This window comes from Mesorhizobium sp. KACC 23794, assembly GCF_052180275.1.
GTDB lineage: Bacteria > Pseudomonadota > Alphaproteobacteria > Rhizobiales > Rhizobiaceae > Kumtagia.
This window is the reverse complement of the sequence record NZ_CP197465.1, coordinates 2,436,456-2,462,369: the sequence shown is the minus strand read 5'-3', so window position 1 is coordinate 2,462,369 and position 25,914 is coordinate 2,436,456. Positions and strand designations below refer to the sequence as shown.

Annotated in this window: 32 protein-coding genes; 18 read left to right on the top strand and 14 right to left on the bottom strand. The window is 63.4% G+C overall.

The genetic code is table 11. The features are described from left to right. Positions 1 to 253: 253 nt before the first annotated feature. From corA to ACSBOB_RS12135, 6 genes are all read left to right on the top strand, one after another. Positions 254 to 1,228, top strand: a complete 975-nt coding sequence (gene corA / locus ACSBOB_RS12160; RefSeq protein ID WP_442582646.1) for a magnesium/cobalt transporter CorA — start codon at positions 254 to 256, stop codon at positions 1,226 to 1,228. 60 nt (positions 1,229 to 1,288) lie between these two features. After that, positions 1,289 to 1,747, top strand: a complete 459-nt coding sequence (locus tag ACSBOB_RS12155) for a MaoC family dehydratase (RefSeq protein ID WP_442582645.1) — start codon at positions 1,289 to 1,291, stop codon at positions 1,745 to 1,747. Next, on the top strand, positions 1,744 to 2,211 hold the full coding sequence (locus tag ACSBOB_RS12150) for a MaoC family dehydratase (RefSeq protein WP_442582644.1): 468 nt from the start codon (positions 1,744 to 1,746) through the stop codon (positions 2,209 to 2,211). Before ACSBOB_RS12155 ends, ACSBOB_RS12150 begins: the two co-directional genes overlap by 4 nt. Positions 2,212 to 2,329: 118 nt before the next feature. After that, complete coding sequence (locus ACSBOB_RS12145) at positions 2,330 to 2,710, top strand: pentapeptide repeat-containing protein (protein WP_442582643.1); 381 nt, start codon at positions 2,330 to 2,332, stop codon at positions 2,708 to 2,710. A 90-nt stretch (positions 2,711 to 2,800) separates the two neighbouring features. Then, positions 2,801 to 3,328, top strand: a complete 528-nt coding sequence (locus tag ACSBOB_RS12140) for a hypothetical protein (RefSeq protein ID WP_442582642.1) — start codon at positions 2,801 to 2,803, stop codon at positions 3,326 to 3,328. 2 nt (positions 3,329 to 3,330) lie between these two features. Next, on the top strand, positions 3,331 to 3,540 hold the full coding sequence (locus tag ACSBOB_RS12135; RefSeq protein ID WP_442582641.1) for a hypothetical protein: 210 nt from the start codon (positions 3,331 to 3,333) through the stop codon (positions 3,538 to 3,540). Between the two features lie 37 nt (positions 3,541 to 3,577). Here the strand turns inward: ACSBOB_RS12135 and ACSBOB_RS12130 are convergent, their stop codons facing one another. The 5 genes from ACSBOB_RS12130 to petA form a co-directional block, all read right to left on the bottom strand. Continuing rightward, complete coding sequence (locus ACSBOB_RS12130; RefSeq protein ID WP_442582640.1) at positions 3,578 to 4,123, bottom strand: adenine phosphoribosyltransferase; 546 nt, start codon at positions 4,121 to 4,123, stop codon at positions 3,578 to 3,580. A 62-nt stretch (positions 4,124 to 4,185) separates the two neighbouring features. Beyond that, positions 4,186 to 5,331 carry an alpha-hydroxy acid oxidase gene (locus ACSBOB_RS12125; RefSeq protein ID WP_442583718.1) on the bottom strand — a complete coding sequence of 382 codons (1,146 nt, stop codon included), beginning with the start codon at positions 5,329 to 5,331 and terminating at the stop codon, positions 4,186 to 4,188. Positions 5,332 to 5,471: 140 nt separating this feature from the next. Continuing rightward, positions 5,472 to 6,335, bottom strand: coding sequence for a cytochrome c1 (locus tag ACSBOB_RS12120; protein WP_442582639.1), 864 nt, complete (start codon positions 6,333 to 6,335; stop codon positions 5,472 to 5,474). A 26-nt stretch (positions 6,336 to 6,361) separates the two neighbouring features. Next, positions 6,362 to 7,663 carry a cytochrome b gene (locus tag ACSBOB_RS12115; RefSeq protein WP_442582638.1) on the bottom strand — a complete coding sequence of 434 codons (1,302 nt, stop codon included), beginning with the start codon at positions 7,661 to 7,663 and terminating at the stop codon, positions 6,362 to 6,364. A 19-nt stretch (positions 7,664 to 7,682) separates the two neighbouring features. Beyond that, complete coding sequence (gene petA / locus ACSBOB_RS12110; RefSeq protein WP_442583717.1) at positions 7,683 to 8,186, bottom strand: ubiquinol-cytochrome c reductase iron-sulfur subunit; 504 nt, start codon at positions 8,184 to 8,186, stop codon at positions 7,683 to 7,685. Positions 8,187 to 8,523: 337 nt separating this feature from the next. On the opposite strand from petA, the gene ACSBOB_RS12105 reads away from it, so the two are divergent. Genes ACSBOB_RS12105 through ACSBOB_RS12095 form a run of 3 tightly spaced genes read left to right on the top strand, consistent with a single transcriptional unit; the run spans position 8,524 to position 9,577 of the window. Next, a complete protein-coding gene (locus ACSBOB_RS12105) occupies positions 8,524 to 8,817 on the top strand; it encodes a type II toxin-antitoxin system Phd/YefM family antitoxin (protein ID WP_442582637.1) in 294 nt (97 codons plus the stop codon). Next, positions 8,814 to 9,233 carry a type II toxin-antitoxin system VapC family toxin gene (locus ACSBOB_RS12100; protein ID WP_442582636.1) on the top strand — a complete coding sequence of 140 codons (420 nt, stop codon included), beginning with the start codon at positions 8,814 to 8,816 and terminating at the stop codon, positions 9,231 to 9,233. The genes ACSBOB_RS12105 and ACSBOB_RS12100 overlap by 4 nt, the downstream gene beginning before the upstream one ends. Further along, positions 9,233 to 9,577, top strand: a complete 345-nt coding sequence (locus ACSBOB_RS12095) for a cupin domain-containing protein (RefSeq protein WP_442582635.1) — start codon at positions 9,233 to 9,235, stop codon at positions 9,575 to 9,577. Before ACSBOB_RS12100 ends, ACSBOB_RS12095 begins: the two co-directional genes overlap by 1 nt. 78 nt (positions 9,578 to 9,655) lie before the next feature. Here ACSBOB_RS12095 and ACSBOB_RS12090 read toward each other — a convergent pair whose 3' ends face one another. The 3 genes from ACSBOB_RS12090 to ACSBOB_RS12080 form a co-directional block, all read right to left on the bottom strand. Beyond that, positions 9,656 to 9,970, bottom strand: a complete 315-nt coding sequence (locus ACSBOB_RS12090; protein ID WP_442582634.1) for a DUF6665 family protein — start codon at positions 9,968 to 9,970, stop codon at positions 9,656 to 9,658. A gap of 8 nt (positions 9,971 to 9,978) precedes the next feature. After that, positions 9,979 to 10,464, bottom strand: coding sequence for a GNAT family N-acetyltransferase (locus ACSBOB_RS12085; RefSeq protein WP_442582633.1), 486 nt, complete (start codon positions 10,462 to 10,464; stop codon positions 9,979 to 9,981). A 93-nt stretch (positions 10,465 to 10,557) separates the two neighbouring features. Further along, the gene (locus ACSBOB_RS12080) at positions 10,558 to 12,426 is read right to left on the bottom strand and encodes an ABC transporter ATP-binding protein (protein ID WP_442582632.1); all 1,869 of its coding nucleotides are present in this window, start codon (positions 12,424 to 12,426) and stop codon (positions 10,558 to 10,560) included. 79 nt (positions 12,427 to 12,505) lie between these two features. Here ACSBOB_RS12080 and ACSBOB_RS12075 point away from each other — a divergent pair, with 79 nt between their 5' ends. Further along, positions 12,506 to 12,700: a type II toxin-antitoxin system HicA family toxin gene (locus ACSBOB_RS12075; RefSeq protein ID WP_442582631.1), complete on the top strand. Its 195-nt coding sequence runs from the start codon at positions 12,506 to 12,508 to the stop codon at positions 12,698 to 12,700. Between the two features lie 63 nt (positions 12,701 to 12,763). Continuing rightward, complete coding sequence (locus ACSBOB_RS12070; RefSeq protein WP_442582630.1) at positions 12,764 to 13,195, top strand: type II toxin-antitoxin system HicB family antitoxin; 432 nt, start codon at positions 12,764 to 12,766, stop codon at positions 13,193 to 13,195. A gap of 20 nt (positions 13,196 to 13,215) precedes the next feature. On the opposite strand, the gene ACSBOB_RS12065 is transcribed toward ACSBOB_RS12070, so the two are convergent. From ACSBOB_RS12065 to ACSBOB_RS12050, 4 genes are all read right to left on the bottom strand, one after another. Next, positions 13,216 to 14,505, bottom strand: a complete 1,290-nt coding sequence (locus ACSBOB_RS12065) for an ABC transporter ATP-binding protein (RefSeq protein ID WP_442582629.1) — start codon at positions 14,503 to 14,505, stop codon at positions 13,216 to 13,218. Further along, positions 14,478 to 15,101 (bottom strand): hypothetical protein, encoded by a 624-nt coding sequence (locus tag ACSBOB_RS12060; protein WP_442582628.1) that lies wholly within the window; start codon positions 15,099 to 15,101, stop codon positions 14,478 to 14,480. Before ACSBOB_RS12060 ends, ACSBOB_RS12065 begins: the two co-directional genes overlap by 28 nt. 86 nt (positions 15,102 to 15,187) lie before the next feature. After that, positions 15,188 to 17,056, bottom strand: a complete 1,869-nt coding sequence (locus tag ACSBOB_RS12055) for an ABC transporter ATP-binding protein (protein WP_442582627.1) — start codon at positions 17,054 to 17,056, stop codon at positions 15,188 to 15,190. Positions 17,057 to 17,088: 32 nt separating this feature from the next. Then, the gene (locus ACSBOB_RS12050; RefSeq protein WP_442582626.1) at positions 17,089 to 17,511 is read right to left on the bottom strand and encodes a hypothetical protein; all 423 of its coding nucleotides are present in this window, start codon (positions 17,509 to 17,511) and stop codon (positions 17,089 to 17,091) included. A gap of 272 nt (positions 17,512 to 17,783) precedes the next feature. Between ACSBOB_RS12050 and ACSBOB_RS12045 the strand changes: the two genes are divergently transcribed. From ACSBOB_RS12045 to ACSBOB_RS12030, 4 genes are all read left to right on the top strand, one after another. Further along, the gene (locus tag ACSBOB_RS12045) at positions 17,784 to 18,254 is read left to right on the top strand and encodes a tRNA (cytidine(34)-2'-O)-methyltransferase (protein WP_442582625.1); all 471 of its coding nucleotides are present in this window, start codon (positions 17,784 to 17,786) and stop codon (positions 18,252 to 18,254) included. A gap of 193 nt (positions 18,255 to 18,447) precedes the next feature. Further along, a complete protein-coding gene (gene soxR / locus ACSBOB_RS12040; RefSeq protein WP_442582624.1) occupies positions 18,448 to 18,894 on the top strand; it encodes a redox-sensitive transcriptional activator SoxR in 447 nt (148 codons plus the stop codon). A gap of 209 nt (positions 18,895 to 19,103) precedes the next feature. Next, positions 19,104 to 19,796, top strand: a complete 693-nt coding sequence (locus tag ACSBOB_RS12035) for a L,D-transpeptidase (protein WP_442582623.1) — start codon at positions 19,104 to 19,106, stop codon at positions 19,794 to 19,796. A 218-nt stretch (positions 19,797 to 20,014) separates the two neighbouring features. Then, positions 20,015 to 21,139, top strand: coding sequence for a tetratricopeptide repeat protein (locus ACSBOB_RS12030; protein ID WP_442582622.1), 1,125 nt, complete (start codon positions 20,015 to 20,017; stop codon positions 21,137 to 21,139). Positions 21,140 to 21,241: 102 nt separating this feature from the next. Here the strand turns inward: ACSBOB_RS12030 and ACSBOB_RS12025 are convergent, their stop codons facing one another. Beyond that, positions 21,242 to 21,493: a hypothetical protein gene (locus ACSBOB_RS12025; protein ID WP_442582621.1), complete on the bottom strand. Its 252-nt coding sequence runs from the start codon at positions 21,491 to 21,493 to the stop codon at positions 21,242 to 21,244. Between the two features lie 149 nt (positions 21,494 to 21,642). Between ACSBOB_RS12025 and hemF the strand changes: the two genes are divergently transcribed. From hemF to ACSBOB_RS12010, 3 genes are all read left to right on the top strand, one after another. Continuing rightward, a complete protein-coding gene (gene hemF, locus ACSBOB_RS12020; protein WP_442582620.1) occupies positions 21,643 to 22,557 on the top strand; it encodes an oxygen-dependent coproporphyrinogen oxidase in 915 nt (304 codons plus the stop codon). 524 nt (positions 22,558 to 23,081) lie between these two features. Continuing rightward, positions 23,082 to 23,966, top strand: a complete 885-nt coding sequence (locus ACSBOB_RS12015) for an alpha/beta hydrolase (RefSeq protein ID WP_442582619.1) — start codon at positions 23,082 to 23,084, stop codon at positions 23,964 to 23,966. Between the two features lie 418 nt (positions 23,967 to 24,384). After that, a complete protein-coding gene (locus ACSBOB_RS12010; RefSeq protein WP_442582618.1) occupies positions 24,385 to 24,645 on the top strand; it encodes a DUF1344 domain-containing protein in 261 nt (86 codons plus the stop codon). 115 nt (positions 24,646 to 24,760) lie between these two features. Here the strand turns inward: ACSBOB_RS12010 and ACSBOB_RS12005 are convergent, their stop codons facing one another. Beyond that, a complete protein-coding gene (locus ACSBOB_RS12005; RefSeq protein WP_442582617.1) occupies positions 24,761 to 25,165 on the bottom strand; it encodes a hypothetical protein in 405 nt (134 codons plus the stop codon). Positions 25,166 to 25,914: the final 749 nt, after the last annotated feature.

The window sequence follows — 25,914 nt, the reverse complement described above, 5'->3', positions numbered from 1 at the left end:
AGCTCGACTCGGTATTCGGTGCCCTCGAAGCAGCTTCATTTTTTGCGATGCCTGATCTTTGTGCAATCGTACTTTCGGTCGGACCGCAGCCGTTCGTCCGCGGGCCGGACCGCTTGAGACAAGCCGTCGAAGTTGGGGCGACCGGACGCATGCCGACCGGCTTGACGGCGTGGGTCCGCGGGTCTATCCGGCCTCTGCGCCCGGCAGGGTCCGGAGCCGCGCATCCTCTCGGCTCAAATCAGGGAATCCGGCGATGATCAGAGCCTTCGTCATGGACAAGGACCGGCTGCGCCAGGTGCCGGACCTGTTCGATATGCACGAGAAGGTGGTTTGGGCCGACCTTGTCGGGCCTACCAAGGAGGAAGAGGCGGCGATCGAGAAATGGATCGGCGTCGACGTGCCGACGCGCGAGGAGATGGAGGAGATCGAGATCTCGTCGCGCCTCTATTCCGAGAACGGCGCGTATTTCATGACCGCGACGCTGCCCGCCCATGCCGACGGCGAAAGCCACGTTATGGGGCCGGTGACCTTCGTGCTGGCGAAAGGCAAGCTGATCACCGTGCGCTACCACGAGCCGCGCGCTTTCAAGACTTTCCCGATGCGCGCCGAAAACGCCGACCTGAACTGCATGGACGGTCAGTCGATCCTGATCGCGCTGCTCGAAGCCATCGTCGACCGGCTGGCGGACCTCCTGGAGCGCGCCAGCAGCGACGTCATCGGGATTTCCCACCGGATCTTCCATCCGACCGAGAAGAAGGCGTCGAAGCGCGACCAGGGCTTCCAGATCATCCTGCGCCAGATCGGCCGCGAGGAACTGTTCATCTCCAACATCCAGGACAGCCTGGTCAGCCTGCAGCGCGTCATGGGGTTCCTCGGCAATGTGACCATGGCCGATCCCCATGAGAAGGAGTTGCGGGCGCGGATAAAAACGCTGTCGCGCGACATCCTCTCCCTGACGGCCCATGCGGAATCGCTGTCGCAAAAGGTCATCTTCCTGCTCGATGCGACGCTGGGCATGATCAACATCGAGCAGAACGCCATCATCAAGATCGTCTCGGTGGCCGCCGTCGTGTTCCTGCCGCCGACGCTGGTCGCCTCGGTCTACGGCATGAATTTCGACATCATGCCCGAGCTGAAATGGGAATATGGCTATCCGCTGGCCGTCGGCATCATGGTGCTGGCAGCCGTGCTGCCCTTCTGGTGGTTCAAGCGCCGCGGCTGGCTGTGACACTGGCCATGTTCGCTTCCGTCTGCTAGGGCGGCCACGCAGTTCGCGAGAGGGCGCCGGATGACGGACAAGCGTTGGGCCTATGAGGATTTCGAGGTGGGCGCCTCCCTCCCGCTGGGCAGCAAGCTGGTGACGGCGGAGGAGATCATCGAATTCGCCAGCGAGTTCGACCCGCAACCGATGCATCTCGACGAGGAAGCCGGCAAGGCGAGCATCCTCGGCGGTCTGTCCGCGTCGGGCTGGCACACCTGCGCGATGTTCATGCGCATGATCTGCGACGCCTACCTGCTGAATTCGACCTCCCAGGGCGCGCCCGGCGTCGATCACGTCAAATGGAGGAAGCCCGTGCTTGCCGGCGACACGCTGACCGGCCGCAGCACCGTCATGGCCCGGCGCCTGTCGCAGTCCCGTCCCGCGCTCGGCTTCGTCACCTTCCGTTTCGAACTCTTCAACCAGAACGGCGAGACCGTGTTCGATATGCAAAACACCGGCATGTTCCTGCGGCGGGCAGCAACATGACCCTCGACGAATACCTTCAGGTCGGCGTGACGGTGCCGATCGGCGCCTACCGCTTTTCGCCGGAGGCCATCAAGGCGTTCGCCGTCAAATACGACCCGCAGCCCTTTCACGTCGACGAGGCCAAGGCGGAAGGCAGCGTCTTCGGCCGCCTCTGCGCATCGGGCTGGCAGACCGCCGCCGCCTGGATGAAATGCAACCTGGCCACACCGATCAATGGCGGCCGCGCCTGGCAAGGCGAAGGCCCCGAGCCGGAATTCGGCCCCTCCCCCGGCTTCAGCAATTTGAAATGGCTGAAGCCGGTCTATGCCGGCGAGACGGTATCCTACACCCGCACCATCCTCGGCCACCGGCCGCTGGCGACCCGCCCGGGTTGGCGGCTGATGTCGCTGCACTCGGAGGGTTTCGACTCGACCGGCGACAAGGTGATCGAGTTCGACAGCGCGGTGCTGGTGAAGGCGGGGTAGAGCGGCTCGACCGATCGCCACCGGCAATAGAATTGCCAATTCCATTCCCGGAACAGTGGCATTTGACGTCGCGATCCGGCGCTCTTGGATGTAGATCACTTGTACGAAGGAGACTGCAATGAGTGAACCCGCAGAAGGCAGTCCATTTGACGGGCCCCAGATGCGTGGGGCATATTATAAGCGGGCCGATATTTCGGGCGCCAATTTCGACGGCGTAAACCTCGAAGACGCGCGGTTTCACGCGGTCTTGACCAAGGCGAAATTCACGGACACCAATCTGAGCGAAGCGGATTTTGACGATGTCAACCTTACGGACGCGCGCTTCAACAACGTAAATCTGTCTGGAGCAGCCATCACGAATGCAAATCTATCGCGTTTGACGATCAGCGGCGTTACGCTGGCGTACTCAAACATCCAGGACGCAGATTTGACCGGGTTGCGCATCAATGGCGTTCTCGTAACCGATCTATTTGACGCCTATAAACGTGGGAACGGTTGACGGCCAGTTTTCGCGTCTTCGATTTTCATATCGGCGCGGCGCGCATTAACGCTGGCGTGCAGCAGGGCTCAGTGCTTGAGGAAGCCGCCGGTGAGCGCGTCCCTTCAACGAGCGAAGGCTATTCACAACCGGGCTCGTGACATGGCTTGTCGCAGTGCGGTCTCAGCGGTGCGCGAGGAAATGGGTCTGTTGTTCACGACATCGGAATGGTCAGGCCATGCCAGGCAGGCCTACACGGATCAATGGGAGAAACTGGTCCGCAGTCCAGACAGCAATTTCGATTGGCCCGCTATATTTGAAGCCTACCACGGGCCGAGTGTTCTGAGCATCGCGATCTGGCACGGAGAGCGCCTTTGCGGCCTTGCAATGGCGACGGTCAGCAATTCTGCGGTGAGGCTGGAATATATGGAGCGAGAGCCGAATAACGATTGTCCGTTGAAGGGAGCAATGATCCCGTTGGTGCTCGATGCTTGCGCGACATATGCGCAATTGCGCGGCCGCGCGGAACTGCGCCTTCACTCTGTTCGCCCTTCCCTAAAGAGCCTATATATGGAGGTGTATGGCTTTGAGGAGGTGACGCCCCGCAAGGAGGCGCCCTATCTTAAGCGAGATTTATGACTATGGGCGCACCGACCAATTTGAAACGCGGACTTGCCAGCATGGCAACCTTGCGCGAGAAGACTGCGGCATTTTCCGAACTGTCTACGGAAAAGCCATTGCCCAACGTGGGGCTGCTTTCGAAACTGACCCCGGAACAGAGGAAAAAGGCGTTCGCTTACCGAGGATCCGAGAATCACGGCAGCGACGAGTTCCGGAACAAGCAGAAATAGACTTGCTGCCAGGGTCGGAGCCGAAAGCTTTGCGCCCTCAATGTCCCTCGAACCCGATCAGCGTCCTGACCGGCACGTCCAGCGCCTCCAGTCTCGCGCGACCGCCGAGGTCGGGCAGGTCGATGACGAAGCAGGCGGCGACGATGTCGGCGCCGATCTGGCGCAGAAGCTTGACCGCCGCCTCCGCCGTGCCGCCGGTGGCGATCAGGTCGTCGACGAGGATGACTTTCTCGCCCGCCGCCACGCCGTCCTTGTGCATCTCCATCTCGTCGATGCCGTATTCCAGGCTGTAGGCGACGCGCACCGTCTCGTGCGGCAGCTTTCCCTTCTTGCGGATCGGCACGAAGCCAGCCGAGAGCTGGTGGGCGATCGCGCCACCGAGGATGAAGCCGCGCGCCTCGATGCCGGCGATCTTCTCGATCTTGGTCCCCGCATAGGGATGCACCAGCTCGTCAATGGCGCGGCGGAAGGCGCGCGCATTGCCGAGCAGCGTGGTGATGTCGCGAAACAGGATGCCCGGCTTCGGATAGTCGGGGATCGTGCGGATCGAGGCGATGAGCGCGTCTTCGAGGGAGGGTTTCATGATCTGCACTCCATGCCCGACAGTTTTGGCCTGCCGGTCCGAAAAAGGAAATAGTGCCAACCTTACCTGAAACGCAGATTGGTTCGCGAAAGCTCGCCGACGGACTTTGCGCCCATCAGCTTCATGCCGCGTTCGATCTCCATCCGCATCAGTCCCAGCGCGCGCTCCACGCCCGGCTCTCCGGCGGCGGCAAGCGGGAAGAGGTAGTAGCGGCCGACGCCGACCGCCTTGGCGCCCAGCGACAGCGCCTTCAGCACATGGCTGCCGCGCTGCACGCCGCCGTCCATCATCACGTCGATCCGATCGCCCACGGCGTCGACGATCTCGGCGAGCTGATCGAAACCGCTGCGCGATCCGTCAAGCTGCCGCCCGCCATGGTTCGACAGCACGATGCCCGTACAGCCGATGTCGACGGCGCGCCTTGCGTCCTCGACCGACATGATGCCCTTGAGGCAGAATTGTCCCGACCACAGCCGCACCATCTCGGCAACGTCGTCCCAGTTCATCGACGGGTCGAGCATTTCGTTGAAATACCGGCTGATCGACATCGTACCGCCGCCCATGTCGACATGGGCGTCCAGTTGCGGCAGCTTGAAGCTCTCGTGGCTGAAGTAGTTCAGCGCCCAGGCCGGCTTGACGGCAAACTGCAGCATGCCGGCGAGGTTGAGCTTGAAGGGGATGGCAAAGCCGGTGCGCTTGTCGCGCTCGCGGTTTCCGCCCGCGATGCTGTCGACGGTCAGCATCATCACCTCGACGCCGGCCTCCCTGGCGCGCTGCATCATCGCCCGGTTCAGGCCGCGGTCTCTGTGGAAATAGAACTGGTAGACTTGGGGGCTGCTGCTGATCCTGCGCACCTCCTCCAGGCTGACCGTGCCGAGCGAGGAGACGCCGAACATCGTTCCATACTTCGCAGCCGCCCCGGCGACGGCGCGCTCGCCCTGATGGTGGAACAGCCGCTGCAAGGCGGTCGGCGAGCAGTAGACGGGCATCGCCAGCTTCTGGCCCATCACCGTCACCGACATGTCGACCTCGGCCATGCCGCGCAGCACGTTCGGCACCAGGTCGCATTCCTCGAAGCCCGCCGTGTTGCGCCGGTAGGTCACCTCGTCGTCGGCGGCGCCATCGATGTAGTTGAAGATCGGACCCGGCAGGCGCTGCTGCGCCATGCGGCGGAAATCGTGGAAATTGTGGCAGTCCTTGAGGCGTATCAACATGTCAGGCTCGCTGTTCGCCGGCGGCTTCGAAATCCGTCATGGCCGACGCAGATACCCCGACCCTGGCTCTTCGCAAACGAAAAACCCGGCCAAACAAAAGCTTGGCCGGGTTTCGTGATTCTCGGCGTCAACGCTCAGTGCGGAATCGCTGCCCACACCTTGCGCTTGGTCAGGTACATCAGCCCGCCGAACAGGATGAGGAAGGCGAGCACGCTGAAGCCGGTCTGCTTGCGCTCGGCCAAATGCGGCTCTGCCGCCCACATCAGGAAAGCCGATACGTCGCGCGAATACTGGTCGATCGTCTGCGGCGAGCCGTCGTCATAGGTCACCTGGTCGTCGGTGATCGGCTGCGCCATCGCCAGCGACTTGCCGGCGATGAAATACGGATTGTAATGCGTGCCTTCCGGAATGGTCATGCCGGCCGGCGGCTCGTGGCCATAGCCGGTGATCAGCGCGTGGATATAGTCCGGGCCGCCCTGGGCATACTGCGTGAAGATGTCGAAGATGAAGGTCGGAAAACCACGCTCGACGCCGCGCGCCTTGGCGAGCAGCGACATATCGGGGGGCGCCGCGCCGCCATTGGCGGCCGCCGCGGCCTGCTCGTTGGGGAACGGCGACGGGAAGTAATCGGACGGGATGCCGGGCCGCTCGAACATGTCGCCCGCGTCGTTCGGCCCGTCCTGGATCGTGTATTCGGCCGCGAGCGTCTTCACCTGCGCTTCCGAATAGCCGAGTTCCTCCAGCGTGCGGAACGCCACCAGATTCAGCGAATGGCAGGCCGAGCAGACTTCCTTGTAGACCTTGAAGCCGCGCTGCAACTGCGCCTTGTCGTACTTGCCGAACGGGCCGGCGAACGACCAGTCCATCTGCTCCGGCTTGTGGATCGGGAAGTGGGTCGGCTCGGCCTCGTTGTGGCCCTCCTCCTGCGCATGGGCTGCGCCGAGCGAACAGGCGATCGCGAAGGAGAGCGCGGCAACGCCTTTGAGAATCGTTTTCATAAAAATCCCTCTCGCGATTCTCTGTCTCAGCCCTTGGTGTCCGGCGCCGCAGCGGCGCCCGCCGGATGCCCCGACCCACCCTTGTTCTTCGCCAGAACCGCCTCGGTGATCGAATTCGGCAGGCGACGCGGCGTCTCAATCAGGCCGAGAACCGGCATGACGACGATGAAGAAGGCGAAGTAGTAGAGCGTCGACACCTGCGCCATCGCCACATACGAACCTTCCGCCGGCCGCGAACCGAGCCAGCCGAGAAAGATGGCGTTGGCGACGAACAGCCAGAAGAACAGCTTGTACCACGGCCGGTAGACCGCCGAGCGCACCTTGGACGTATCCAGCCACGGCACGACGAACAGCACCGCGATGGCGCCGAACATGGCGAGCACGCCGCCCAGCTTGGAGTTGATCGGCCCGATATTGAAGGTGATGGCGCGCAGGATCGCATAGAACGGCAGGTAGTACCATTCGGGCACGATGTGGGCCGGCGTCTTCAGCGGGTTGGCCTCGATGTAGTTGTCGGGGTGGCCGAGATAGTTCGGGATGTAGAAGACGAAATAGGCGAACACCGCGAGGAACACGATCATCGCGAACGCGTCCTTGATGGTCGCGTAGGGCGTGAACGCCACGCTGTCGGTCTTCGACTTGATCTCGATGCCGGTCGGGTTGGTCTGGCCGACCACATGCAGCGCCCAGACATGCAGCACGACGACGCCGGCGATCATGAACGGCAGCAGGTAGTGCAGCGCGAAGAAGCGGTTTAGCGTGGGGTTGTCGACCGCGAAGCCGCCGAGCAGCAGTTCCTGCACCCAGTTGCCGACCAACGGAATGGCGGTGAAGAAGCCGGTGATGACCGTGGCGCCCCAGAACGACATCTGCCCCCAGGGAAGCACATAGCCCATGAAGCCGGTCGCCATCATCAAGAGGTAGATGATGCAGCCCAAAATCCACAGCAGCTCGCGCGGCTGCTTGTAGGAGCCGTAATAGAGGCCTCGTGCGATGTGGAGATAGACGGCGATGAAGAAGAACGACGCGCCGTTGGAATGCAGGTAGCGCAGCAACCAGCCGGAATTCACGTCGCGCATGATCTTCTCGACCGAGTCGAAGGCCAGCGTCGTGTCGTTGGCGTAGTGCATTGCCAGCACGATACCGGTGGCGATCTGCGCCACCAGCATGATGGAAAGGATGCCGCCGAAGGTCCAGGCGTAGTTCAGGTTGCGCGGCACCGGATAGGCCACGAAGGAATCGTACACCAGCCGCGGCAGCGGCATGCGTGCATCGATCCACTTTCCGATGCCGCTGCTTGGCGTATAGGTCGAGTGTCCACCGCTCATGATGTTTTCCCCTGGACCGTCAGCCGACGCGAATCTTGGTATCGGAAATGAACGAGAAGACCGGCACGGCCATGTTCTCCGGCGCCGGTCCCTTCCGGATGCGCCCGGAGGTATCGTAGACCGAGCCGTGGCACGGGCAGAACCAGCCGCCATATTCGCCTTGCTGGCCGAGTGGTATGCAGCCGAGATGGGTGCAGACGCCGACCATCACCAGCCAGTTTTCCTTACCCGCGCCGGCCGAACGGTCGATGTCCGTCGCCTGGGCGTCGGAAGCGAGGTTGGCGTTGCGCGCCAGCGGATCCTTGAGCTCGTCGAGCGGGACCTTCTGCGAGGATTCGATCTCTTCAGGCGTGCGGTTGCGGATGAACACCGGCTTGCCGCGCCACTTGACGGTCAGCGACATGCCCGGCGTCAGCGACGACACATCGACCTCGACGCTGGAGAGCGCGAGCGTGGAGGCGTCCGGCCGCATCTGGTCGATGAACGGCCACACCGCGGCGCCGACACCGACGACGCCCGCCATGCCGGTTGCAATGTAGAGAAAATCACGGCGTGAGGGATCGATCGTTTCGTTAGCGCTCACGGAACTGGCATCCTTTCGCCTTACCCCTTGCCGGCGGCGAGCCTGATCCCGCTCATAGCCGGCCCCTCCTCGCGTAGCGAAACGGGCTGGCGAAATCCTCCGGCATTTGGGGTTGGTTTATGCGTGAAGCCGGCGCTTGTCCAGACGGGCGAAGGCGGGACGGCAGATTGTCGCGGGGACGGGCGAGAAGCGTGGAATTTGACGTCGGTGAACGAATGTAGCAATATTGCTACATTGATCCCTTGCCAGCCCCTTTTCCGGGCGGATCGGAGCCAGCATGAACATATCGAAGAGAATCGTGACGACGATGACCAGCCGCCAGTTCAACCAGGACACGGCGCGCGCCAAACGTGAAGCCAGGAACGGTCCGGTCTTCATTACCGACCGCGGCAAGCCAACCCACGTCCTCATGACGATCGAAGCCTATCGGGCTGCAGAGGGCGCGCGCGGCGAGCCGGAAAAGCCGAAAAGCCTGCGCGAGGCGCTGATGGATCCTATTCACGGCGACGACATCGAACTCATCATTCCGGAACGCCGGATCGAGCCGTTCCCGCAGATAGACTTCGATTGATGTTTTTGCTGGATACGAACGTCGTCTCCGAACTGCGAAAATCCGCGACTGCGCACCCGGCGGTAACTGCCTGGGCCGAATCGATCGCGCTCACCCAAATGTCAATTTCAGTCGTAACGATCCTTGAGATCGAACGCGGTATTTTGCAGATCGCGCGCCGCGATCCGCGCCAGGGCGACGCGCTTCATGCCTGGCTGCACAAGACCCTTGTTTCGCAGTTCTCCGACCGGATTCTCGATATCGAGCCAGATATCGCACTGCGCTGTGCCGCGCTTCACGTGCACGACCCCAGACCGGAACTGGACGCTTTGATCGCCGCTACCGCCCTCGTCCACAATCTGACGGTCGTCACCCGCAACACACGCGATTTCGAAGGCACCGGCGTAAAACTCTTCAATCCGTGGGAAGCGGCCTGATGAGCATGATCACCAAGGCCGAGGATTGGCTGACCGATATCGCCGGCTTCCACGGCGAATGGCAGGGCGCGGCACACGGTGCCGGCATATGCATCATCACCAACCGCATCGATGGCCTCGGTGGCGGGCCGAGGCTGCACAAGCATCCCTATCCGGAAGTCTTCATCATTCGCCGCGGCAGCGCACTCTTCACCGTCGGCAGCGCGAAAGTCGCGGCAAGGGAAGGATCAATCGTCATCGCCCCGGCCGGCACGCCGCACAAATTCGAGAATCTAGGCCCCGGCCCGCTGGAAAGCATCGACATCCACCAGAACGGCAGCTTCGTCACCGAATGGCGTGAATAGATTCAGGCTTTCGGCATGCAGCTTTTTGCGAAACGCTTCCGCGTCGCACTGCCGCGCATATGTGGAGCCGCCCGTCGCCTACTTCGCCCCTAGCCTCACCAGCACCTCGCGCGGAATGCGATAGTCACGGATGACGTCGTCGTGGCGCCTCAGCCCGCAAAGCTCGCGCTGCACGAAATAGGCATAGACCGCCTCGGCCGCCGTCCGCACCAGCACCACGCGCTCGTCCGCATCGCCCTGATGCGCATGAAGCCGCGCCATCACCGCCTCGACCTTGCGGCCCGCCGTTCCGAGTGAGGTCGCCATCTCGGCGACGATCTCGTAGTCGAGCACATCGAGGCCGGTCCTGCCGCGTGCCGCAAGGTCGCTGCTGCCGGGAAGTTTGAGCGACATTGCTCCAGCTACTCCTTGGGCCGCGCTGCTGTCGTTGGCCGCGCCAGCTTCATCCTGTGCGTCGCCCCGTCATCGCCGTCCAGGCGTTCGAAGCCGAGTGTCTCGTAGAATCCGAACGCCGTTTCCGGCGCCCGCGTGTTGAGCACCGGAAAATGTTTTCGCGCCTTGTCGATCGCACTCCAGACAAGCTGCCGCCCGACGCCGTTCATGCGGTGCGCCGCGCCGACATAGAGATGCCGCACGCGGCCCTCGCGGCGGCCCGCGACATAGGGATCGACGTTGAGCCCGCAGACTCCGGCCAATTCACTTTCCAGCCACGCCCCGAACAGCGCCTCGCCGCGCTTGGAGAACCGGTTGCGCCCGTCCTCCCAATTGTTGGCGAGGGTGACGAGCATCCAGAACCCTTCCTTCCGGCTTTCCTCCGCCAACGCGGCGAAGGCCTCGTGATTGGGATCCAGGCGCTTGATCTGATAGCGCGGTGTGCGGGCCAGCATGGCTTCGCTCCATGAAATTAGCATGCAGGTAAATGGGCATCGGAGGCGCGGAAAACCACCCGCTACCGACGCTCTCAAATGAATTTCGGCCGGCTATTCCGCCGCCAGCCGGTCCGGCAAAAAGCCGCCCGACTGCCGCTTCCAGAGCTGCGCGTAGAGGCCGCCCCTGGCGATCAGCGCCTCGTGCGTGCCTTCCTCAACGATCCGGCCACGGTCGAGCACGATCAGCCGATCGAGCGCAGCAATAGTCGACAGCCGGTGGGCGATGGCGATCACCGTCTTGCCTTCCATCAGCCGGTAGAGATTGTCCTGGATCGCCGCCTCGACCTCCGAATCCAGCGCCGAAGTCGCCTCGTCGAGGATCAGGATGGGCGCGTCCTTCAGCATCATGCGGGCAATGGCGATACGCTGCCGCTGCCCGCCGGACAGTTTCACGCCGCGTTCGCCGACATGCGCCTCATAACCTTTTCGCCCGCGCGGATCGGCGACGCCGGCGATGAACTCGTGCGCCGCCGATCGTCTGGCCGCGTCCTCGATCTCGGCCTGGCTGGCGCCGGCTTTCGCGTAACCGATATTGTCGTGGATGGAGCGGTGCATCAGCATTGCTTCCTGGCTGACCACGCCGAACTGGGCGCGCAGCGACGCCTGCGTCACGTCGCGCACATCCTGCCCGTCGATCAGCACGCGGCCCTTCTCCACGTCGAACAGCCGCAGCGCCAGGTTGACGATCGTCGTTTTGCCGGCGCCCGATGGCCCGACCAGCGCCACGCGCTCGCCCGGCCTGATGTGCAAATTGAGATTCTCGATGATTCCGGCGCCCTTGCCATAATGGAAGGAGGCGTTCTCGAAGCGGATGTCGCCCTTTGCATGCGGAAGCACAGCGGCGTCTGCCGCGTCGCGGATCGCCGGCTCTACCGAGATGGTGCGCGTCGCGTCCTGCACGGTCGCATAGTTGCGGATCAGCCCGTTGATGTTGAACATCATCCAGCCCGACATCTGGTTCAGCCGGAACACCAGCCCCATCGCCGCCGCTACCGCACCAGTCGAGATGTCCCCCGCCGAAAAGCTCAGCATGCAAAGTGCAGCGATGGCGCTCATCATCATGCCGTTGAGCAGCGCCACCGACGAGCGCACGGTGGTCACCGCCCGCGTCAGCCGCTTCACCGCCAGAAGGAAACGCTCCAGCCCGTCGCGCATATAGACGTGCTCGCGCCGGCCGCTGTCGAACAGCTTTACGGCCATGATGTTGGTGAAGGCATCGACCATCCGCCCGTTGAAGATGGAGCGCTCGTCGGCGGTCGCCCGTCCGGCGCTGCGCATCTCCGGCAGCAGGAACCAGACGATGCCGCCATAACCGACGAACCATAGCGCCACCACCAGCCCCATCAGCGGGTCGAGCGAGACGAGGATGGTGATCGCCAGCACGACGAATGTCAGGAACGACCACATCGTCTGCAGCACGTTGACGATGAAGTCGCCGACGGCCTCGCCGCCCTGCATGATCTTTGTCGCGATGCGGCCCGCGAAATCGTTCTGGTAGAAATCGTAGGGCTGCTCGATGACTCGGCGAAACGCCTGCCAGCGCACCATGGAGAAGAACCCGGGCACCACCACCTGCTGCTCGACCACCGCCGAGGCAACCATCACCACGGTTCGCACCACGAGCAGCAGCGCCAGCAGCCCCGCGAGTTGCGGCCAGTGGTCGGCAAACAGCGTCGCCGGATTGGCATGGTCGAGCAGGTCGATCAGCCAGCCGACCGCCCAGTAAAGCGCGGCGTCGACCGCGCCTACAAGGAAACCCGTGACCAGAAGCAGCGCGAACGGCCGGCGCGCCTGGTTGGCGAAATACAGGATGAAGCGCCAGGCGTCCTTCGGCAGCACCACGCGGTCGGTGTCCTGAAAGGCGTCGATCGAATTCTCGACACGCTGCCAGAGTTTTTCGCGAAAGCCCGATTCACTCATGCAGGAACCTTTCGTGGAACGGGGTCGCAATCCACACAAAAATGTGCAATATTCTCGCGCAGATGGAGAGAACAATGAAATGACGCGCGATGCCCTGATACGCGAATTGCGCAAATGGGCGAGGAAGAACGGCGTGCATTTCGAGGTGAGTGAAGACAGAGGCAAGGGCTCGCATAGCCGGGTGGAATTGGGGCTCAAGGCGACCATTATCAAGTCCGGGGAGTTGCGGCCGGGCTATGTGGCCCTCATCAAAAAGCAGTTGGGCGTCGATTGATCCGAAGCAATCGGCGCGCCATCCGGCGGTATGCCGCCGGGCAGAAAAACGGAGTACGTTCTTATGGACTATGTTTACCCCGCTCTGTTCCATCCGGAGTCCGACGGTGGCTTTCTGGTGACCTTTCCGGATGTGCCCGAGGCCATAACCCAGGGTGACGATTTCGCGGACGCCAAGGCAAGTGCCTCCGACGCGCTTGGGCTGGCCCTGCGCGGCTATCTTGTTCACGGCAAGACACTGCCAACGCCTTCCAGGCGGAAAGTCGGCCACGTCGACGTACCGGTCGAAATGGTGAATGCGCTTAAGATTGCCGTCGTCGAGGCCTTTCGCGCCTCCGGCATTTCCAAGTCGGAATTCGCCAGAAGGCTCGGCAAGGCCGATACCGAGGCACGCCGCATCCTCGATCCGGATCATCCGACCAAGCTTGCGACGCTGGACGCGGCGCTCAAGCTGTTCGGCAAGCAGGTTTTTGTCACGGTCAGGGACGCCGCCTGACACACACAAGGCCGACCCTCTCACTCGGCCGCCGCCTTCGCCCTGACCGCATCTCCCGCCGCGTCATCCGGCAGGAAGCCGCCTGACTGGCGCCGCCACAACTGCGCGTACAGTCCATTTAGTGCCAGCAGTTCGTCATGGCTGCCCTGTTCGATAACGGCACCCTTGTCCATGACGATCAGCCGGTCCATCGCCGCGATCGTCGATAGCCGGTGGGCGATGGCGATGACGGTCTTGCCTTCCATCAGCCTGTAGAGGTTCTCCTGGATCGCCGCCTCGACCTCCGAATCCAGCGCCGATGTCGCCTCGTCGAGGATCAGGATCGGCGCGTCTTTCAGCATCACACGGGCGATGGCGATGCGCTGACGCTGGCCGCCCGACAGTTTCACGCCGCGCTCGCCGACATGCGCGTCGAAGCCCGTGCGGCCATGCTGGTCGACCAAACCTTCGACCACATCGGTAATGCGAGCGGCGTCAGCGGCCCGCGTCATCTCCGTGTCAGCGGCGGAATGGCGGCCATATTTCAGGTTCTCCCGCACCGAACGGTGCAACAGCGACGTGTCCTGGCTGACGAAGCCGATCGCCGCGCGAACGCTCTCCTGACTGACATCGCGAACGTCCTGCCCGTCTATCAGCACCCGGCCTTCCTGAACGTCGAAGAGGCGCAGCAGAAGGTTCACCAAAGTCGACTTGCCGGCGCCCGAGCGGCCGACCAGCCCGACCCGCTCGCCCGGCGCTATCTTGAGCGACAGATTGTCGATGACCCCGCCTTTGCCGTCGGTGCGCCAGTAATTGAAATTCACGCGGTCGAATTCGATGCCCCCGGCGCTGACCTGCAAGGCCGGCGCGTCCGGCCTGTCCGTCATCGTGATCGGACGCGCGATCGTCGTCATGGAATTGGCCGCCGTACCGATCTGCCGGAAGATGTTTCCGCCGGCGTCCAGTATCCTGTAGGAAATGCCGGCGATCTGGAGGGCAAACGGAATGGCCGTCGCCACGGCGGCCGCACTCATTTCGCCTCCGCTCCAGCCCCGCAGGGCAAGCCAGCTCGTGACGATCAGCAGGCCGGCGTTCAACGCGAACAGGGCGAACCACATGCCGGTGAACACACGCAGCAGCCGATGGAAGACCCTTGTATGCGCGACGATCGCCTGGGAGACATATCTGTCCTCGTGCTCGCCGGTCGAAAACGTCTTCAGGGTCAGGATGTTGGTGTAGCTGTCGACGATCCGGCCGCTAACGATTGACCATTCTTCCGACAGATGCGTCGAGCGTTCCGTGATCAGCGGCAGGCAATATCTGAGCAGCAACGCGTAAAGCGCCAGCCAGACGGCGATGACAGCGACCAGGGCCGCATCGAACTGCGCCAGCAGGTGATGGCGACCACCAGGAACACGAGGGCGTACCAGACGGTGTCGATGGTCAGATTGACGCTGATCTCGATGGAATCTCCGCCCTGCATCACCTTCGTGCCGATGCGGCCGGCAAAATCGCCCTGAAAGAAAGGCCAGTCCTGCCGGGCGACGTGCCAATGGCTCTGCCAGCGGATGAGGTTGATGAAGCTCGCCACGATCATGTGGTTGCGGACCAGCGCGTCCAGCAGAAGCGTGAGGGGCCGCAGCAGCACAACGAAGGCCATCGCCGCCAGCGTCGTTCCATGCTCGGCGAAAAAATCTCTCGGATCGGAACTGGCCAGCAGGCCGACGATCATGCCGACGAAGATCGGCAGCATCGCATCGACGATCGCGCCGAGCGCGACAAACGTCATCCGCAAGGCAAAGCCGGCGCGGAACTGCCTTATGAAATAGAAATAGAAGTTCCAAAGGCCCATCGGCGGCTGCCGGTCGTCGGCGAGCGCCACCGGCGAATACCGGCTTTCGAACCATGTGAAGATGCGGTCGAACATGTTTCTCTCGTCGCGCAAGCGGGCCTTATGCGTTCGTCAGGCATCGGCTCGGTGTATCTAGGCCCGTCTTCCTCGAGGGGGTGGCGTCACTCCGCCGCCGCCCTCTCCACCTCGCCCGCCTCGTCGTCCGGCAGGAACCCGCCCGACTGGCGTCGCCACAGCTGCGCATAGAGCCCGTCGCGGGCCAGAAGCTCGTCGTGCGTGCCGTCCTCGATCACCACGCCCTTGTCCATGACGATCAGCCGGTCCATGGCCGCAATCGTCGATAGCCGGTGGGCGATGGCAATCACGGTCTTGCCTTCCATCAGCCGGTAGAGGTTCTCCTGGATCGCCGCCTCGACCTCCGAATCCAGCGCCGAGGTCGCCTCGTCGAGGATAAGGATCGGCGCATCCTTCAGCATCACGCGGGCAATAGCCACGCGCTGCCGCTGGCCGCCCGACAGTTTCACGCCGCGCTCGCCGACATGCGCGTCGAACCCTTTGCGACCCTTCGGGTCGGCGAGTGCGGCGATGAAGTCGAGAGCCTCGGCGCGCCGCGCCGCCTCCAGCATCATCGCCTCGCTGGCGTCGGGACGGCCGTAAAGAATATTCTCGCGCACTGAGCGGTGCAGCAGCGAAGTATCCTGTGTCACCATGCCGATCTGCGCACGCAGCGTGTCCTGCGTCACTGCCGATATGTCCTGCCCGTCGACCAGGATGCGGCCGCTTTCGAGGTCGTAGAAACGCAGCAGCAAATTGACCAGCGTCGACTTGCCGGCGCCCGAGCGGCCGACGATGCCGACCTTTTCGCCAGGGGCGACATGGATCGACAGGTCCTCGATGACGCCCTTGCCCTTGCCGTAGTGGAAACCGACGCGGTCGAAGACGATGTCGCCCTTGGCGACGGCGATGTCCCTAGCGCCGGGCTTGTCCTCGACCAGGCGCGGCAGCGAGATCGAACCGATGCCGTCCTGCACCGTGCCGATGTTCTCGAACAGGCCGGACATTTCCCACATCACCCAGTGCGACATGCCCCACATCCTGAGCACGAGGCCGATGACCACGGCCACCGCGCCGATCGAGACCAGCCCGCCGACCCAGAGCCAGATGGACAGCGCGCTCACCGCCACCAGCAGCGCGGCGTTGAGCACGCCAAGCAGCACGAACAGCACGGTGACCAGCCGCATCGAGCGATAGACGGTGTCGATGAAGCCGCTCATGGCGTCGCGCGCATAACTCGCCTCGCGCCTCGCATGCGAAAACAGCTTCACCGTCTGGATGTTGGAATAGCTGTCGGCGATGCGCCCGGTCATGGTCGAGCGCGCGTCGGCCTGTTCCTGCCCGACCTTGCCGAGGCGCGGGATGAAATAGCGCAGCAGGAAGATGTAGCCGACCAGCCAGACCAGCATCGGCAGCGTCAGCCGCCAGTCGGCCGAGCCTACCAGCACCAGCACGCTGACGAAATAGATGCTGACATAGTTCAGCACCTCGAACAGTTTTATGATGCAGTCGCGCACGGCCAGCGCCGTCTGCATCAGTTTCGTGGCGATGCGGCCCGCGAACTCATCCTGGTAGAAGGTCATCGACTGCTTCAGCAGGTAGCGATGCACCTGCCAGCGGATGCGCATGGGGTAGTTGCCCATCACCGTCTGCTGGGTGAGCAACTGCCGGATAAGGTCGAGCCCGGGCGCCACCAGCAGCACGATGCAGGCCATGCCTGCCAGCTTCCAGCCTTCGGTCTGCAGGAACGTCTCGCGATTGGCGTTGGACAGCCAATCGACGATGCTGCCCATGAAGCCGAACAGCCACACCTCGATGATCGCAAGGATCGCCGACAGCACCGTCGAGACGATGATGTAGGGCCATGCACCCTTGCTGTAGTGCAGGCAGAAGGCGACCAGCGTCTTCGGCGGCTCCGTCGGTTCGGCCGCCGGAAACGGATCGAGCCTTCTTTCAAACCAGGCAAACATGCGCATGCTCTTTCAAAATTCAGGTGTCGGAGCCGCGCTCAGGCAGCACGGCTCCGATGGTTCAGGCTTGCCGGCGTTGCCGGTCTCGCGGCGTCCGAATCCCCGGCTGGGAGCTTAAGATAGGGCTTTCGCCCGCCCGCGCCGAGAGCCCCGTCGTCGGCTCCTGACTCGGTTGCGGTCGCGTCCGTCGCCGCACCGGCATCGGGCTTGCGCCCAATGATCAGCCGGAACAGCCGGCTGACCAGCCCCGGCCGGCGCGGCACCCGCACGGCACGCGAAAAATCGACATCCGGCAGCATGCCGCGATGCGGCCGGCGGGACTGGTGTCCGGAGCCCGGCTCCTGGCCGAGCGCCAGCGCCCATGCCGCCATCCGCGCTTCGTTCGGCCGGATCGGATCTTCGGAGACAGGTGTCAGCAGTACATGCGGGCTACGCCGCCCGCGTTCAGGTTTGGAAAACATCGCAAAAAGTCCTTCGAGAACCAGGAATGGTCTTCGGCGGAGATCGCGATCAGCTTTGGGAGAAAGTGTCTAAAGCGTCGAACCGATTCCGCCGTCAGGCGAAAGCCCGTCGGATGGGGCGGTGAATGTCTACGGTCATCATGAAACCCATATCCGCCTCCGCTGGTTCGAGTTGACAATGGCGCCCGTATAATCGCATTCCGCAGCGAAAGCCACCTCGAAAATCCCGGCGCTGCCTTGATCGCCGGCGGTGTGGCTATCGTGCAACTCCCATGCCGGACACGCTGTTGGCCACGCTCCGTATCGCGCTCTACCAGCCCGACATCGCCGGCAACACCGGCGCCATCCTGCGCCTCGGCGCCTGTCTCGGCATCGCCGTCGACATCGTCGAACCAGTCGGCTTCGACCTGTCCGACCGTGCCCTGAAGCGCGCCGGCATGGACTATCTCGACATGGCCGCCCTCACCCGCCACCTCGACTTTTCCGCCTTCGAAGCCTGGCGGCGGGCGGAACGGCGCCGCCTCATCCTGTTCTCGACCAAAGCCGCCCTGCCCTACACCGGCTTCGCCTTCGCCCCGTCCGACATCCTGCTGTTCGGCCGCGAATCGGGCGGCGTCCCAGACGACGTGCACGCGCTCGCCGACGCGCGGCTGCTGATCCCGATGCCCGGCGGCGGCCGCAGCCTCAACCTCGCTCTGAGCGCCGCCATGGCGGCGGGAGAGGCGATGCGGCAGATTGGGTAGGCGCGGGGGACAGTTTACTTTCTTTCCGCAGAAAGGCCGAAACGCTTCAAGGTTGGCGCGGGCGGAAAAAAGTAAACTGTCCCCGGCATTTCCGCCTTCTCGCGTGCTACGCATCTGATACCATCCCTCCGGTTTGCCACCGAACGGACTCCTTGATAAAACTTCAACTAACATTGAGGTCAAGGGATAATTCATGCCACGCGAACTCACCGTCGGACAGGTCGCGGAGCGCGCCGGCATCGCAGTGTCGGCCTTGCATTTCTACGAAGCCAAAGGCCTGATCCGCAGCCACCGCACCGCAGGCAACCAGCGCCGCTACGGCGGCGACGTGCTGCGCCGCGTGGCGGTCATCCGCATCGGCCAGGAGGTCGGCATCTCGCTGGCGGAGATCGGTGCCGCCCTTCAATCACTGCCTGAAGGACGCACGCCGACCGTTCGCGATTGGAGTCTGCTTTCAAAGGGATGGCGCGACAAGCTCGACCGCCGCATCCGCCAGTTGGAAGCCTTGCGCGACGGCCTCGACGACTGCATCGGCTGTGGCTGCCTGTCCATCACCTCCTGCAGGCTGCGCAACCCGGAAGACCGCCTCGCCGAGGAAGGGGCCGGCGCGCGGAGGCTTATCGTCGACGGGCAGGCGTAGGCGTCACGTCCCGCACATCGCAATCAGCCTTCGAAGTGAACGGCTCGGCCCCTCAATGCGGCGCGACAGCCCTTACAGTTGCCTTGCCGCAACACATTGTTCCGGGCTGATTTTCTCCTTCGTCCCGACACGCCGTCGCCGCGATTGCTTCCGACAAGCGGAGAGCGCGCTCGCGCTTCCAGACATCCCTCCGAAAGACCAACGACAAAATGCCAGTCCTCCTCTCGCGCCGGTCGTTCATGATCGGGACCGCGCTCGCCGGCGCGTCCGCCGTCTCCGCCTGCACCAGCGTTCCAGTCCCCGGCCCTGTCGCTGCCAACCTGCCGGCCGCCCCGCCACCGGCCGAGCCTGCGCCGGCCGAACCCGACTACGAGAAGATCTATGCGGCGGTCGAGGACGAAGGCTACGCCGTCCCCGCCATCCCCTTCAAAAAGGTCGACGGGAGATTCCTGCGGCAGATCGTCAACGATCCGACCGGCGAGGCGCCCGGCACGGTGGTTGTCGATACCGCCGAAAAATTCCTCTATTTCGTGCTCCGCAACGGCAAGGCGGTGCGCTACGGCGTCGGCCTCGGCCGACAGGGCTACTCCTGGAAAGGCCGCGCCGTCGTCCAATGGAAACGCAAATGGCCGAAATGGACGCCACCCGACGCCATGATCGGCCGCGATCCGTCGCTGGAAAGATGGCGGCAAGGCATGCCGCCCGGCCTGACCAACCCGCTGGGTTCGCGGGCGCTCTACATCTTCCAGGACGGCGTCGACACGCTGTACCGTATCCACGGCTCGCCGGAATGGCGCTCGATCGGCACATCCGCCTCGTCCGGCTGCGTGCGCATGTTCAACCAGGATGTCATGGATCTCTACATCCGCGTGCCGGGCAAGACGCCGCTGCTGGTGATCTGAAGGCATCCGGCATGGCAACGCCCCGCCCGGAACGCCGCTCGATGCGAGGACTGCGCGGGGCGCATGACCGGTGAAGCGAGCCGGGCGGTCTTGGATGATTGCCGGCTTGCCCATACAGTATGGCGATGACCTATCCGACCGCGCCGAACGGCCCGAGTTTCAACTTCCAGCAATCGGAAGGGGCCACCAAATTTGTCCTGTTCTTCAGCGGAAGAGGCATGGCGGACGGCAGGTTCAATTTCTGGGAGATCGGCAACGGGCTCGGCGTCCACCGCCTGTTCGTCAACAACGGCCGGGACCGCTGGTATCAGGACGGCATCCCCGGACTGGGCGAAAGCTTGGATGAGACCGTATCCGCGATCGGCCTCTGGGCCAAGAATCTCGGGGTAAGGGAGATCTATGCCGTCGGCCTCAGCATGGGTGCGTTCGGCGCCATCCTCTATGGCAGCAAGCTCGGCGCGCGTGTCTTGGCATTCGGCGCCGAGACGATCCTCAATCTGGAGGGAAGCCACAGCATAAGGATGCTGGAGGATCGAAAGCGATGCCCATATCCCGACCTGCACGAGGTCATAGCGGCGGCGCGGATGCCGATCTTCGGTTTTGCCGGTGAACGCCATCCGGTCGATCTCTATTGCATGAGCAAGGTGGCTGGCTTGCCTAACTACCATGCACGGTCGTTGAAATGGGTCGGGCATGGCATTCCCAGCCATCTTCACAATCGGTCCAGGCTGGTACCGCTGATCGAGCAGTTTCTTGCCAATCAAAACCCGCCGGCCATGAAGGAGGACGGAGATGCTCTCGCGCGCCCCGGCTTCCCGGAGGCATTCTATGAACTGCATCGGCAATTGACCGCCGGACGGCACGCCAGGGCGGCTGAAGCCGGCAAACTGGCGCTTTCGCTCTACGGCCAGGCGGACCACGCGTTCTACCTCACGGGCAAGGCGCTGATGGGACTGAAAAAGCAAACGCAGGCGCGTCCATACCTGGAGACGGCACTGGCCATGGCGCCCAAAATGGTCGACTATCGCCACGCGATGGCCTGCTGCCTCGTGCGATCCGGCGAAAAGGATCGCGGCGTTTCGATGCTCGAAGCGATCGTGACCGACCGGCCGGACTCGGCCGCCTCCCTTCACGAACTGGGCCGCCTCCACTTCCTGCGAGGGGATCACCATGAGGCGCTGCATGCGGCAAGACGCGCCGCGGAACTCAAGCCGCAGAACCGGAAATTCGCCGACCTGCGGAACCGCATCGAAAAGCGGCTCGCCGCCCGTTCCCTGCCTGGCCGGCTTTACCGGTCGCTGGTCGATTCCTTACGATTGGGCGCCTGGCCGAATCTTACCTGACAAAACCCGCTCGGGCATCGGTGCGCGATCCGCCGAAAATCCGCCAGCCTTTTTCCTCACCTTGTCGAAGGTGGGTGCGTCCGCTTCCAGCGCGGCGCAACCTCAATCCGCTGCCGGCAACCGCCGGATGGTGAACTCGATCACGTCGTTCGGCCGCTCGAACCAGCTCTCGATCGAGGTCCAGTAGGCCTGCTTCGGCCAGCGGTCGAACCATTCCTGCGCCTTCAGCCGGGCGTCGGTGCGCGGCAGCACGAAGGTCTCGCGGATGAAGCCGTCGCGCGGCCTGCCTTCGGCGCGTGCACGGTCGAGCTGCCTTTTCAGGCCATCGAGCGGTGGTCTCATCGGCGTCGGCATCGGCAAACCTCATGCGGCTTGACGCTCACAATCGAGAGATTAGGGATCGCCGGCAAAATTACGAGTCTTTTGTGGCGCCCGTTGCTTCCCGGCCTCGCGACGAAATGCGCCATTGCAGCTTTCCGGCTCGACCGCGCATGGATTGCGGCATGGAACGTCCCGAACTCACCCCCGGCCTGCCCCCCGACATCGAGCAGCGCAAGACGCGCGCGAAAGACTGGTTCGAAGCGCTGCGCGACCAGATCTGCGCCGCCTTCGAGGCGCTCGAGGACGACCTGTCCGGCGGCCTCGCCGACCGCCCCGCCGGGCGTTTCGAGCGCACCCCCTGGCAACGCGAACAGGGCGCTGGCGGTGGTGGCGTCATGTCGATGATGCATGGCCGCGTCTTCGAGAAGGTCGGCGTCCACACGTCCACCGTCCATGGCGAGTTCTCTCCGGAGTTCCGCAAGCAGATGCCGGGCGGCGCGGAGGATCCGCGTTTCTGGGCGAGCGGCATCTCGCTGATCGCCCATCCGCGCAATCCCAACGTGCCGGCCGTGCACATGAACACGCGCATGGTCGCCACCTCGCGCTGGTGGTTCGGCGGCGGCGCCGACCTCACCCCGGTGCTCGACCGCCGCCGCACGCAGGAAGACCCCGACACGAAGACCTTCCACGCGGCTATGCGCGCCGCCTGCGCGGCCCACGCGCCGGTCGCCGACTACGAGAAGTTGAAGGCCTGGTGCGACGAGTATTTCTTCCTCAAACACCGCAACGAGCCGCGCGGCACCGGCGGCATCTTCTTCGACTGGCTGCAACCCTCGCCGGACCTGGGCGGCTGGGATGCCGGCCTCGATTTCGCGCAAGATGTCGGCCGCGCCTTCCGCGACGTCTATCCCCGCCTCGTCCGCACCAATTTCGAAACCCCCTGGACGGAGGCCGATCGTGAGGAGCAGCTGATCCGCCGCGGCCGCTATGTCGAGTTCAACCTGCTCTACGACCGCGGCACGATCTTCGGCCTCAACACCGGCGGCAACGTCGCCGCCATCCTCTCCAGCATGCCGCCCGAGGTGAAGTGGCCGTAGCGCCGGCTTCCCCTCCCCCTTGAGGGGAGGGTCCGGCCGCAGGCCGGGGGAGGGGTCGGTCCGGCAGTGCTCCGGCGCAAAGCAATGTTGGCGTTTGGCCGCGGCAACCCCTCCCGGCCGCATCGCGGCCACTCTCCCCCCAAAGCAAAAAGAGAATTCGGTGCACCCCGATCACAATTGCGCGAGCAGCGCCGTATCGGGCACGGCTGTTGCATGAAAGCTGATGACTAATCCTGCAATGCCGCTATAGAGGCGCCGCCATTCGGTTCGCGGGCTGCGGTAAAGCCGGCTTCGATGGTTGAGGGAGAGGCGAGCGGTCCGGCTTGGGACGCCGCCTCTGGTGAACTGTCCGAAGAATTCGCCAGGGCGAAGCGGGCGGAGTGGGTTTCGTCATCGACGATCGTGCGCGGCGGACGTCCTGTCCGTGGAGTTTTCCTGTGCGCCGGCCCACGGCCGTTCCCTGCCCGGCATTTGCCGGCCGGTTTCGAAAATTTGCCTTAACCTTTCGCTGACAGGGTTTGCCCATGGCTGGTTTCCGCGCGTTTTGCTGCGCCTCTCTCCTCTCGCTCGCCGCGCTGGCGCTGCCCGCAAGGGCGGAGGGCGCATGCGTGCTCGACCCTGAAACCGCGCTGCATCTTTCGGCCCTGCCGGATACGGTGGCGCAGGAGCAGTCGGCAGCCTGCGCGGCAGGCGCAAGACCCAACGGCGATGTGGCGAAGAAATTGACCGACAATCGCAAATCCAAGCTGCCCGAGGCCGCGGCAGCCCTCATCCAGCATGCGAAGCAGTTCAAGGTCGCCTACAAGCGTCCCGAAAATGCCTCCGACGAGACGCTGGTGCTGCTGCACGGCTCTGGCGGCGACGAGACGACGCTGATGCCGCTTGCCGCCCGCGTCGCGCCCCATGCGGTGCTGATGGGCGTTGCCGGCCGCATCACCCAGGAAGGCACCAGCCGCTGGTACGAGCGCATCACGCCGACCTCCTTCGACCAGACCGACATCCGCTCCGAGGCAGAAGCCTTCGCCGCCTTGCTGCAGGACGCGGTCAAGGCGAAGAAGCTCGACCCGTCGCGCACCGTCTTCATCGGCTATTCCAATGGCGCCAACCTGCTCGGTGCGCTCACCCTGCTGCATCCCGGCCTCGTCCAGCGCGCCGTGCTGCTGCGGCCGATGCCGGTGCTCGACGCCGTCCCGCAGGTCGACCTCGGCAAGACGCGGTTCCTGACCGTCGTCGGCGCCGCCGACGCGACCTACGCACCCTTCGGCCCGACGCTCGATGCCATCCTGCGTGAGCGCGGCGCACGCGTCGACGCCCGCACCGTCAAGGCCGGCCACCTGCTCGGCGACGAGGACGTCAAGGTCGTCGGCGAATGGCTGGCCGCTTCCGACGCCGTCTCACTAAACAGATAGTCGGGGGAACACGATGGAATCCGCAAGAGATTGGCTGCGAGCCCATCTGCTGTCTCGCCTGCGCCGCGGGCGGCAGCCGCCCGGCAAGGTTTGCAGCACAATCGTTCGACTTCAGATAACGTCTGAGAACAGCAACGCTATAAATACAACTGTACTATCGTGCACAATTCTATTTGATGAAGACAAGCCGCAATCGCGCCATACTCATCACAATTCGCCGCCGATTGCGGCATCGGAACAGAAAAGAACTTTATTTTTAGTCTAATAGCCGCGCCTGCCCGGCGGATTATTTCTCCCGGCGGGCCGGGAAGCGCCGGCGGCTTCGCTTGAGAAGTCCGCGACCCGACGCGACCGGACGGCCCGTTATGCGGCGGCTCCCATTCTGACGGGCCGTCGACGATCCCAAGGAGTGCCTGCCATGCGCACGTACCTCATCCCGGCGGCGGTTGCCGCTTCCCTCGCCTTCGCTCCCGTCGCTTTCGCCGCCGCCCAGCAGGCGAACGGCACGGTCAAGTCCTACAGCGCCAAGACCTCAACGCTGACGCTTGCCGACGGCTCGGTCTATATGCTGCCCAAAACCTTCAAGAATCCGGGCCTCAAGGCCGGCGAGAAGGTCAACATCGCCTGGGACATGCAGGGCAAGCACAAGATGGCGCAGAGCGTCACGATCGCGAAGTAGCTCCCACCGCACTTGAACATGAAAGGCGGGACTGGCCAGCCCGCCTTTCATTCAACTCTTCTCGAAATCTCTGAAAAAGCGGATCAGCTGCTCGACGGACGCAAGACCCCGGCGTTCAGGCGGTTGTTTCGCGGTGCCCGTTCTTCTTGCCTTCCAGCGCCGCGGCGTGCCGGGCGCGCAACAGGTCGCCGACTTCCATGTAGGCGATCTCCAGCTGGTAGGCCAGGAACGTGCAGCGTTCGGCCACCGCCATGTCGCGCATTTCGCGCAACATGGACTGCATATAGTCCAGACGTTCGCTTCGTCCCGCTTCGACCGTTTCCCTCAAACCCAGCCTGTCGATGGTATGCATCGAACTGCCCCCCTCAGAGCCTGCGATCGGACGTTCTGGTGAAAATTCGGGCAATCCCGGACTTTCCGCCAACAAAAACACCTCAGGCGCCAAAAGGAAAACCGATTCGAGTAACAAATCCGTCAACGGAACCCGCTCGCCGCCTCTTTGCATGGTGACACTGTTCAAGGGCCACCACAACGTGGAACGAAACGACCGCCTCCCCGAGCGCCGATTTGATCGCTTTTCCAAGCCAATTCGACATGGAATCAAGGGGATCGGCATGACCCTGGAGATCGGCACAGCCGATCCGGAGCCTGCCGGTCATGACTGAACAGACCGCCCAATGGCCCCACACCTCGACGCGGTTTATCCTGCCGTTCCATGCACGGAATGCATCGCATTCAACATCCGGGCTCGACCCGTCAGTCTCCCTGCTCCGCGCACATCCGTTCGATTTCCTTCCGCACGGCCGCCGCAAAATGCGGGACCATCGAGTCCCGCTCCAGCGCCCGGGCGCGGTCGAGTGCGTCGTCCGGAGAAGTCCGTCCGTAGGTCTCCATGATCTGCAGGGCAGCCCGCACTACATCACGAGGATCGAAATCGCCATGATCACCAGATCGATCGGTCAATGGTTACACCCCCCTGCGTATACAATACTCACCCAACCCCGGAAAGCAGCAATACTTGATCAATTTTCCCCAATAAAAATTTTTATCTGAATGTATATTGCCACCTCGTCGTCCTGCCGTCTCACGCAGTATGACACCACGTCAATATACGGCAGACGGTTTCACCATAAAGGCTTACGCCGCGTAAGCCTTACGCGAACGGCGACACTATCGGATTTTCGGTATGCCCTTCCCTTTGTGGCAGCGTGCCACAAATCTTCTCGCAACTAAATGCGCAACTCCGTGTTATGTTCCCTTATCGTTGCA